The organism is Stenotrophomonas sp. Sm6012 (assembly GCF_030985895.1).
Taxonomy (GTDB): Bacteria; Pseudomonadota; Gammaproteobacteria; order Xanthomonadales; family Xanthomonadaceae; genus Stenotrophomonas; species Stenotrophomonas forensis.
In genome coordinates this window covers 1-8,733 of record NZ_JAPTFX010000171.1, presented here as the reverse complement: position 1 = coordinate 8,733, position 8,733 = coordinate 1, and the positions used below count along the sequence as shown (strand labels likewise).

Sequence of the window (8,733 nt, the reverse complement as noted above, 5' to 3'; positions counted from 1 at the left end):
CGGCAATCGTCGGGCCCCTTGTGATGCGTCTGCCGGCCAGCGGCCGGCACGACCACCGCGTCAGCGTATGCTCTTGCGGGTGAACAGGTTGACGATCGCCAGCAGGATCACCGCACCGATCAGCGAGAACAGGAAGGTGCGGATGGTGATCGCTTCGTTGATGCCGCCGCCGAACAGCCAGCCGGAAATCAGCGCGCCGACGATGCCGACCACGATGTTGAGGATGATGCCCTGCTGGGCGTCGCGCTTCATGATGATGCTGGCCAGCCAGCCTACGATGCCGCCGACGATCAGCCAGATGATGATGCCCATGATCGAACCTCCGGTGGGGAACTGTGACCAGTTGACGCGCATGGCTGTGAACCCGTCGTGCAATTGCGTGATGGGCGCGTGCGGATGAGCCTGCCAGCCACCCTCGACGGCCCGTGGCGCTTCGGCCCGGTGACGGTCTGGCGGCGCACCCACGTGCCCGGCCAGCGCGGTGAACCGCAGGCGCGGCAGGTGCTGGCGCAGGCGCTGGGGGCCGAACCGGAGGCGCTGCCGCTGGTGCGCGACGGCAAGGGGCGGCCTGAACTGACCGGCGCACTGGCCCATTACGGAACCGGCTGGAGCCACAGCGGCGAGGTGCTGCTGGTGGCGCTGGGCGAGGGCGTGCGGCTGGGCGTGGACCTTGAGCTGCTGCGGCCGCGACCACGCCTGCTGGAGATCGTGCGGCGCTTCTTCCACCCCGAGGAAGTGGCCTGGCTGGAAAGCCTGGACGAGGCCGGGCGCGAGCACTGGTTCTTCCGCGTGTGGTGCGCCAAGGAAGCGATGCTGAAAGCCCACGGCCAAGGCATCTCGTTCGGCCTGCACCGGCTGCAGCTGGCCCCCGGCAATGACGGCGCCCTGCACCTGCGCTGGTGCGACCCGGAACTGGGCGAGGCCGCGCGCTGGCACCTGCACGAATGGCAGGCCAGCGGGCAGTTCCGCGCGGCATTGGCCTGGTATCCGCAGTGAAGCGGCGAATCAGCGCACAAAACCGGCGATAATGCAGGCATGAGCGAACACCCACTTCCCGCCAGCGTGACTGCCACGCTGGAACAGGGCCTGGCCAGCATGGGCCTGGATGCCGCGCTGGCACCGCCGCTGCTGCGCTACCTGGCCCTGCTGCACCGCTGGAACGGCACCTACAACCTCACCGCCATCCGCGACCCGCAGGAGATGGTCACCCGCCACCTGCTCGACTCGCTGGCGATGCAGCCGTTCGTGGCCGATGGCAGCCTGGCCGACCTCGGCACCGGCCCCGGGCTGCCCGGCATCCCGCTGGCCATCGCCTGCCCGGGCCTGCAGGTCACCCTGGTCGAGAGCAACGGCAAGAAGGCGCGCTTCATGCGCGAGGCGGTGCGCCAGCTCGGCCTGGGCAATGCCCGCGTGGCCGAATCACGCGCCGAGGCGCTGGACGAGGCCGGCCGTTACGACCAGCTGACCGCGCGCGCGATGGACACCCTGGCCGGCATCGTTCGCGTCGGTGGGCACCTGCTGCGCCCCGGTGGCGTGTTGCTGGCCATGAAGGGCGTCTATCCCCATGAAGAGATCGCGGACCTGCCGGAAGGCTGGCAGGTGCGTGAGGTGACCCCGCTGAGCGTGCCCGGCCTGGCCGGCGAACGCCATCTGGTCACGGTTACAGGCCCCTGATTACCGCCGCCAGCCCCTTGTGGAACAACGGGTTGGCGATTCACGATTTCCGCAAGGGGCCGGTTGTACGCATAATGACCGGTCCCAGCACACGTCGACGAGGCACACCCGCATGGCCCGCATCATCGCCATCGCCAACCAGAAGGGTGGCGTCGGCAAGACCACGACCGCCGTCAACCTGGCCGCTTCCCTGGCCAACGCACCCAAGCGCGTGCTGTTGGTCGACCTGGATTCGCAGGGCAACGCGACCATGGGCAGTGGCGTGGACAAGCGCGAGCTGGCAGCCTCCACCTGCGATCTGCTGCTTGGCGAGAACAGTGCTGCCGACGTGCGCGTGCAGGCCGCCGAGGGCTATGATCTGCTGCCCGGCAACATCGACCTGACCGCTGCCGAGATCCAGCTGATGGGTGAGAGCGAGCGCGAGCAGCGCCTGAAGCGCGCGCTGGCGCCGATCCGCGACGAGTACGACTACATCCTGATCGACTGCCCGCCGGCGCTGTCGCTGCTGACGCTCAACGCGCTGGCCGCCGCCGATTCGGTGATCGTGCCGATGCAGTGCGAGTACTACGCGCTGGAAGGCCTGAGCGCGCTGGTGGAAACCATCGAAGCGCTGCGCACCAGCCTGAACCCGGCGCTGGAGATCGAAGGCGTGCTGCGCACCATGTTCGATGTGCGCAACAACCTGGCCAACGCGGTGTCGGCCGAGCTCACCGAGCACTTCGGCGACCGCGTGTTCCGCACCATCGTGCCGCGCAACGTGCGCCTGGCCGAAGCACCCAGCCATGGCCAGAGCATCGTCGGCTACGACCGCGCCTCGCGCGGTGGCGTGGCCTACCTGGGCCTGGCCGGCGAGATCATCCGCCGCAACAACGAACGCAACAAGGCCGCCAAGGCCGTGGAGACCGTCTGATGACCAGCAGCAAGCCGGCAGCCAAGAAGCGAGGCCTCGGCCGTGGCCTGGATGCGCTGCTGGGTCCCAAGGGGGCGGTCAGCCAGGTGCAGGCCACCACCGCGGTGATCGAGCCGCTGCCGGGCGAAGTGCTGCGCAAGCTGGCCGTGGGCCAGCTGCAGCCGGGCAAGTACCAGCCGCGCCGCGAGATGGACGAGGGCAAGCTGTCCGAGCTGGCCGACTCGATCAAGTCGCAGGGCGTGATCCAGCCGATCCTGGTGCGCCAGCTGCCGGCCGGCAACTACGAAATCGTCGCCGGTGAACGCCGCTGGCGCGCCTCGCAGCTGGCCGGCCTGGACGAAGTGCCGGTGGTGGTGCGCGAGCTGGAAGACCGCACCGTCATCGCGATGGCGCTGATCGAGAACATCCAGCGCGAAGACCTCAACCCGCTGGAAGAAGCCGAAGCGCTGCAACGTCTCATCAGCGAATTCACCCTGACCCATGCCGAGGCCGCCGAGGCCGTCGGCCGCTCGCGCGCGGCGGTGTCCAACCTGCTGCGCCTGCTGGAGCTGCCGGTGGCGATCCGGCTGCTGCTGGAAACCCGCCGCCTGGAAATGGGCCATGCCCGTGCGCTGCTGACCCTGGCCCCCGAGCTGGCCGGCAAGCTGGCACAGGAAGCGGCCGACGAAGGCTGGTCGGTGCGCGAGGTCGAGCGCCGCGCGCAGGCGTTTGCCGCCGGCAAGGTGCCGGGCAACCGCCCGGTGGCCACGCCGAAGGTGCAGCAGGCCGACATCGCCTCGCTGGAAACCGAGCTGTCCGAAGCGCTGGGTGCCAAGGTGGCGATCAACCACGGCCGCGGCGGCAAGGGCAAGCTGATCATCCATTACACCGATCTGGACACCCTGGACGGCGTGCTGGAAAAGCTGCGTACGCGCCAGGGCTGAGCCCGGCGCAGCAACGGGGGACACGGCCCGTTCCTGCCGTGTCCCGTGAATGACAGGGAACGCACCGCCGCGCGCGCCGGGGCCTGCACTGTCCTCTGGCCCGTGGCCTCATCCAGGGAGCAGGACATGAGCAACGCATTCGACGACGTCAGCCCGGGCGGCAGCCCGATCATGGTGCACAGCCGCCAGAAGGACTTCACGCCGGCGCAGGGCGAAGAACACATCGAGGCGATCGGCGCGCACATCGAGCGCCATCTGGGCCCGGTGTCCGGCGTCTTCCACGAGATCATTTCCGACCTGGTGCACATCGACGTGCACGTGGTGCCGGCCAATGAGCGGTTCCCGTACCTGCGGCTGGTGACCTCCGGCATGAGCGACCTGCCGATGACCGTGCCCGCCGAGGTGGATGCGGATGTGCCGCGCTACATGGAGCTGATGGTGACCCTGCCGGCCGACTGGCCGATCTCGCAGGACGCCTTCGAGGACGAGCGCAATTACTGGCCGGTGCGTCTGCTGAAGGGCATGGCGCGGCTGCCGCACGAGTACGATACCTGGCTGGGCTTCGGCCACACCATTCCCAACGGACACCCCAGCGGGCCCTATGCGCCGGGCGTGGGCTTCGACGGTGCCATCGTGCTGCCGCCGGTCACCACGCCGGAAGATTTCGCCGAGCTGGTGCTTGAGGATGGCAAGACCATCGCCTTCATGACCCTCATGCCGCTGTACCCGGAAGAGATGGACCTGAAGCTGAAAAAGGGCGCCGAAGCACTGCTCGACCGCTTCGATGCGAAGAACATCCAGGACGTGATCGAACCCGGCCGCAGCAATGTGGCCAAGAAGCGTTTCGGGCTGTTCTGAGCCCGCAGCGTATCCTCTGCATCTGTACTCATTGATTTCCAGGCAACTGCAATGACCCTGCTGCTCACCGGCGCTGCCGGCTTCATCGGTGCCTACACCGCCCGCGCGCTGCTGGAGGCTGGCCAGCCGGTGGTCGGCCTGGACAACTTCAACGACTACTACGACCCGCAGATCAAGCGCGACCGCGTGGCCGCGCTGTGCCCGGCGCTGGACCTGCGCACGCTGGACCTGACCGACCGCGATGGCCTGGCCGCGCTGTTCGACGAGGTGCAGCCGAGCGCGGTGATCCACCTGGCCGCACAGGCCGGCGTGCGCTATTCGCTGGAAAACCCGCATGCCTACGTCGACAGCAACCTGGTCGGCTTCGTCAACATGCTCGAGCTGTGCCGCCATCGTGGCGTGCAGCACCTGGTGTATGCCTCCAGCAGTTCGGTGTACGGCGATTCGGCCACGCCGCCGTTCTCCGAGGACCAGCGCGTGGACCAGCCGCGCTCGCTGTACGCGGCGACCAAGGCCGCCAACGAGCTGATGGCCTACACCTACGCGCAGTTGTATGGCCTGCATGCCACCGGCCTGCGCTTCTTCACCGTGTATGGCCCGTGGGGCCGGCCGGACATGGCGCCGCTGCTGTTCTCGCGCGCAGTGCTGGCCGGTCGGCCGATCGACGTGTTCAACGAAGGTCGCATGCAGCGCGATTTCACACATGTCTCCGACATCGTGGCCGGTATCCTTGGCGCCCTCGCGCATCCGGCCGACGGTCCGGTGCCGCACCGGGTGTTCAACCTCGGCAACCATACGCCGGTCGAGCTGGAGCGCTTCATCGGCGTGATCGAGCAGGCTGCCGGCCGCCCCGCGCAGAAGGTCTACAAGCCCATGCAGCCCGGCGACATGGTGCGCACGATGGCCGATACCCGGCGCGCCCATGACGCCTTCGGCTTCGACGCGGTGACCCCGATCGAAGTGGGACTGCCACCCGTCGTGGAATGGTGCCGCGAGTACTTTGGTGATCGCGCCTGAGGACGGATCCTCACGCCGCCGGGTTCATCTTCGGATAACCTCGGTTTCGGAGAATGCGCGGTCTTTGTCCCCCTTTGGCCGAGTGCCTTATGAGCCAACCCGAGCTTTCCGTTGTCGTCCCCGTGTTCAACGAGCGCGACAATGTCACCCCGCTGGTCACCGAAATCACCGCGGCGCTGCGTGGCCGGGTACCGTTCGAGATCATCTACATCGATGACCACTCGCGCGATGACACCCTGGCGGTCCTGCAGGGCCTGAAGGCGACCACGCCGGAACTGCGGGTGCTGCACCACGTGAACCAGAGCGGGCAGAGCACCGCCGTGCGCACCGGCGTCAAGCATGCGCGGGCGCCATGGATCGCCACCCTGGATGGCGATGGCCAGAACGATCCGGCCGACATTCCCAAGCTGCTGGCCGCGCGCGATGCGGCCGAGGCGCAGGTGAAGCTGTTTGCCGGCTGGCGCGTCAACCGCCAGGACAGCGGCAGCAAGCGCTGGGCCAGCCGCTGGGCCAATGCCATCCGCGCGCGCATGCTGCGCGATGACACGCCCGACACCGGCTGCGGCATCAAGCTGTTCGAGCGCAACGCCTTCCTCGACCTGCCGTACTTCGACCACATGCACCGTTACCTGCCGGCGCTGATGCAGCGTGCCGGCTGGAAGACCATCAGCGTGCCGGTCAACCACCGCCACCGTACCGCCGGCGTGTCCAAGTACAACAACCTGGGCCGCGCGCTGGTCGGCATCCGCGACCTGCGCGGCGTGGCCTGGCTGATCACCCGCAGCAAGCGCACCGCGGTGGAAGAGCGGTGATGGGCCTGGCACTGCACTGGCTCGACCAGCCGCTGACCTGGCTGTACTGGACCGGCCTGCACGTGACCGGCTGGAAGCTGATCGGCTATACCGGCGCGCTGATGTTCGGCGGCCGCTGGCTGGTTCAGTTCATCGCCTCCAAGCGTGCCGGCAAGCCGGTCATCCCGCGCCTGTTCTGGTACATGAGCGTGGTCGGCAGCCTGATGACGCTGAGCTACTTCCTGTTCTCGGCCAAGCAGGACTCGGTGGGCGTGCTGCAGAACCTGTTCCCGGCGTTCACCGCGCTGTACAGCCTGCAGCTGGACATCAAGCACCGGGGCTGGAAGCGGGACAGGGCTAGCCACTGAGGGCCCAGGGGCCGCCATCCGGTGGGTGCCGACCTTGGTCGGCACATGTGCATCCCGGCTTGGCGCATCCACGCATGGCGTGGATCTACTGCATGTTCGGCGGCCGTCCCCGGTAGATGCCGACCTTGGTCGGCGCTGGGTTTCCGTGATGCCAACCAAGGTTGGCAGCTACCAGAGCAGCGGGACTTTGCCACGTCTGGCGGAAGAGCAAGCCGACTAACAGTCGGCTCTACCACGCGCCTTCGGCGCTGGCCTGCCTGCGTTGCAGGCAGGACCTTCGTCCCATGCCACGGGCGGTGGGCGGTGCCATGATCGGGGTCTGCCTTCCCGGGAACCTGTGCTCGTGAAAACCCGTCTTGCCGTTGCCCTGCTGATTGCCCTGTCCGCCCCCGCCGTGGCCCTGGCCGCGCCGCCCGCCACCGCTGCACCTGCCAGCGTGGCCACCGAATCGCCCGCCGACGCCGCCTTCCGTGCGGTGTACGAGAAGGAATGGAAGTGGCGCCAGGACGGCGGCGGTGAGGCCAGTGAGGACGAAGATGCCCCGGCCAATGCCACCCGCATGCCCGACGTCGGCCCGGCCGCACAGCAGGCACGCCTGAAGGTGTGGGACGAGACCCTGGCCGCGCTGAAGAAGATCGACCCGAAGACCCTGTCGGCCGACAACCAGGTCAACTACGCGATCTACCGCGACCAGGTGTTCAACCTGGCCGAAGAGGTGCGCCTGCGCGGCTACGAGATGCCGTTCAACGCCGACTCCTCGTTCTGGTCGAACCTGTCCTTCATGGCCCGGCGCGAGATGAAGACCGTGCAGGACTACCAGAACTACATCGCACGCCTGAATGACGTGCCGCGCTACTTCGGCCAGCAGACCGAGAACATGCGCGCCGGCCTGAAGCGTGGCTTCAGCGTGCCGCGTGCCGTGCTTGATGGCCGCGAGGTGTCCATCGCCACCGTTGCCGAACTGAAGGACCCGACCGAATCGCCGCTGTACGCGCCGTTCAAGAAGCTGCCCAACAGCATTCCGGCCGCCGAGCAGGCCAGGCTGCAGGCGCAGGCGCGCGAAGCGATCAGTGCCAAGGTGGTGCCGGCGTTCCAGCAGCTGCGCACCTTCTTCGTCAGCGAGTACGTGCCGCAGGCGCGCACCACGCTGGCTGCCGAAGCGATGCCGGACGGCAAGGCGTACTACAAGCAGCAGATCCACGAATACACCACTCTGGACCTGTCGCCGGACGAGATCCACCGCATCGGCCTGGGCGAAGTCGCTCGCATCCAGGGCGAGATGAACGACATCATCAAGCAGGTGAAGTTCAAGGGCAGCTTCGCCGAGTTCCTGACCTTCCTGCGCACCGATCCGCAGTTCTACGCCAAGACCCCGGAAGAGCTGCTGTCGCGCGCGGCGTGGATCTCCAAGCGGGCAGACGGCCAGCTGGGCAAGTACATGACGCTTCCGCGCGCGCGCTTCACCATCGTGCCGGTGCCGCCGGACATCGCACCGTTCTGGACCGCCGGGCGTGGTGGCATGGGCACCTACTGGCTCAACACCTACAACCTGCCATCGCGCCCGCTGTACAACCTGCCGGCGCTGACCCTGCATGAGTCCGATCCGGGCCACGCGCTGCAGGGCGCCATCGCCGCCGAGCAGAAGAACCTGCCCGAGTTCCGCCGCAACGCGTACATCTCCGCCTATGGCGAAGGCTGGGCGCTGTACTGCGAGAAGCTGGGCGTGGAGATGGGCATCTACGAAACCCCGTACGAGGATTTCGGCCGCCTGACCTACGAAATGTGGCGCGCCGCGCGCCTGGTGATCGACACCGGCGTGCACAGCAAGGGCTGGACCCGCGAGCAGGCACTGGCCTACCTGCGTGACCACACCGCGCTGAGTGAGCATGAAGTGACCACCGAGGTGGACCGCTACATCTCCTGGCCGGGCCAGGCGCTGAGCTACAAGCTGGGCGAGATCGCCATCGTGCGCCTGCGCGCGCAGGCCGAGAAGGAGCTGGGCGACAAGTTCGACATCAAGGGCTTCCACGACACCCTGCTCAAGCAGGGTTCGGTGCCGCTGCCGGTACTGGAACAGCAGATCCAGGCCTACATCGCTGAGCGCAAGAAGGCCTGACCGGTCCGCGGTAATGCCGGCCGCTGGCCGGCAACCTGCACGCACCGCAATCGTTCGACATTGCCGGCCAGCGGCC

General features: G+C 67.6%; 10 protein-coding genes. 9 read left to right on the top strand and 1 reads right to left on the bottom strand.

Annotated features, from left to right (window positions below):
- Nucleotides 1-60: 60 nt before the first annotated feature.
- The gene (locus O0J73_RS20035) at nt 61-312 is read right to left on the bottom strand and encodes a GlsB/YeaQ/YmgE family stress response membrane protein (protein WP_005411656.1); all 252 of its coding nucleotides are present in this window, start codon (nt 310-312) and stop codon (nt 61-63) included.
- Between the two features lie 84 nt (nt 313-396).
- Here O0J73_RS20035 and O0J73_RS20030 point away from each other — a divergent pair, with 84 nt between their 5' ends.
- From O0J73_RS20030 to O0J73_RS19990, 9 genes are all read left to right on the top strand, one after another.
- Nucleotides 397-996, top strand: coding sequence for a 4'-phosphopantetheinyl transferase superfamily protein (locus O0J73_RS20030; protein ID WP_197563325.1), 600 nt, complete (start codon nt 397-399; stop codon nt 994-996).
- A 39-nt stretch (nt 997-1,035) separates the two neighbouring features.
- On the top strand, nt 1,036-1,674 hold the full coding sequence (rsmG, locus tag O0J73_RS20025) for a 16S rRNA (guanine(527)-N(7))-methyltransferase RsmG (protein ID WP_008267674.1): 639 nt from the start codon (nt 1,036-1,038) through the stop codon (nt 1,672-1,674).
- 112 nt (nt 1,675-1,786) lie between these two features.
- Nucleotides 1,787-2,584 (top strand): ParA family protein, encoded by a 798-nt coding sequence (locus O0J73_RS20020; protein ID WP_006476989.1) that lies wholly within the window; start codon nt 1,787-1,789, stop codon nt 2,582-2,584.
- Nucleotides 2,584-3,507 carry a ParB/RepB/Spo0J family partition protein gene (locus tag O0J73_RS20015; RefSeq protein WP_308309464.1) on the top strand — a complete coding sequence of 308 codons (924 nt, stop codon included), beginning with the start codon at nt 2,584-2,586 and terminating at the stop codon, nt 3,505-3,507. The genes O0J73_RS20020 and O0J73_RS20015 overlap by 1 nt, the downstream gene beginning before the upstream one ends.
- A 126-nt stretch (nt 3,508-3,633) precedes the next feature.
- Nucleotides 3,634-4,365 (top strand): suppressor of fused domain protein, encoded by a 732-nt coding sequence (locus tag O0J73_RS20010; protein WP_308309463.1) that lies wholly within the window; start codon nt 3,634-3,636, stop codon nt 4,363-4,365.
- A 51-nt stretch (nt 4,366-4,416) separates the two neighbouring features.
- Nucleotides 4,417-5,382 carry an NAD-dependent epimerase/dehydratase family protein gene (locus O0J73_RS20005; protein ID WP_308309462.1) on the top strand — a complete coding sequence of 322 codons (966 nt, stop codon included), beginning with the start codon at nt 4,417-4,419 and terminating at the stop codon, nt 5,380-5,382.
- 89 nt (nt 5,383-5,471) lie between these two features.
- Entirely contained in the window at nt 5,472-6,194 is a 723-nt protein-coding gene (locus O0J73_RS20000) for a glycosyltransferase family 2 protein (RefSeq protein ID WP_197563331.1), read from the top strand.
- Nucleotides 6,194-6,541: a lipid-A-disaccharide synthase N-terminal domain-containing protein gene (locus tag O0J73_RS19995; RefSeq protein ID WP_006476984.1), complete on the top strand. Its 348-nt coding sequence runs from the start codon at nt 6,194-6,196 to the stop codon at nt 6,539-6,541. Before O0J73_RS20000 ends, O0J73_RS19995 begins: the two co-directional genes overlap by 1 nt.
- A 343-nt stretch (nt 6,542-6,884) precedes the next feature.
- Entirely contained in the window at nt 6,885-8,657 is a 1,773-nt protein-coding gene (locus O0J73_RS19990) for a DUF885 family protein (protein ID WP_197563333.1), read from the top strand.
- Nucleotides 8,658-8,733: the final 76 nt, after the last annotated feature.

Bases quoted from the DNA above. Each gene is read 5' to 3' on its own strand.
- O0J73_RS20035 (WP_005411656.1), bottom strand. From the start codon at position 312: ATGGGCATCATCATCTGGCTGATCGTCGGCGGCATCGTAGGCTGGCTG.
- O0J73_RS20030 (WP_197563325.1), top strand. From the start codon at position 397: ATGAGCCTGCCAGCCACCCTCGACGGCCCGTGGCGCTTCGGCCCGGTG.
- rsmG (WP_008267674.1), top strand. From the start codon at position 1,036: ATGAGCGAACACCCACTTCCCGCCAGCGTGACTGCCACGCTGGAACAG.
- O0J73_RS20020 (WP_006476989.1), top strand. From the start codon at position 1,787: ATGGCCCGCATCATCGCCATCGCCAACCAGAAGGGTGGCGTCGGCAAG.
- O0J73_RS20015 (WP_308309464.1), top strand. From the start codon at position 2,584: ATGACCAGCAGCAAGCCGGCAGCCAAGAAGCGAGGCCTCGGCCGTGGC.
- O0J73_RS20010 (WP_308309463.1), top strand. From the start codon at position 3,634: ATGAGCAACGCATTCGACGACGTCAGCCCGGGCGGCAGCCCGATCATG.
- O0J73_RS20005 (WP_308309462.1), top strand. From the start codon at position 4,417: ATGACCCTGCTGCTCACCGGCGCTGCCGGCTTCATCGGTGCCTACACC.
- O0J73_RS20000 (WP_197563331.1), top strand. From the start codon at position 5,472: ATGAGCCAACCCGAGCTTTCCGTTGTCGTCCCCGTGTTCAACGAGCGC.
- O0J73_RS19995 (WP_006476984.1), top strand. From the start codon at position 6,194: ATGGGCCTGGCACTGCACTGGCTCGACCAGCCGCTGACCTGGCTGTAC.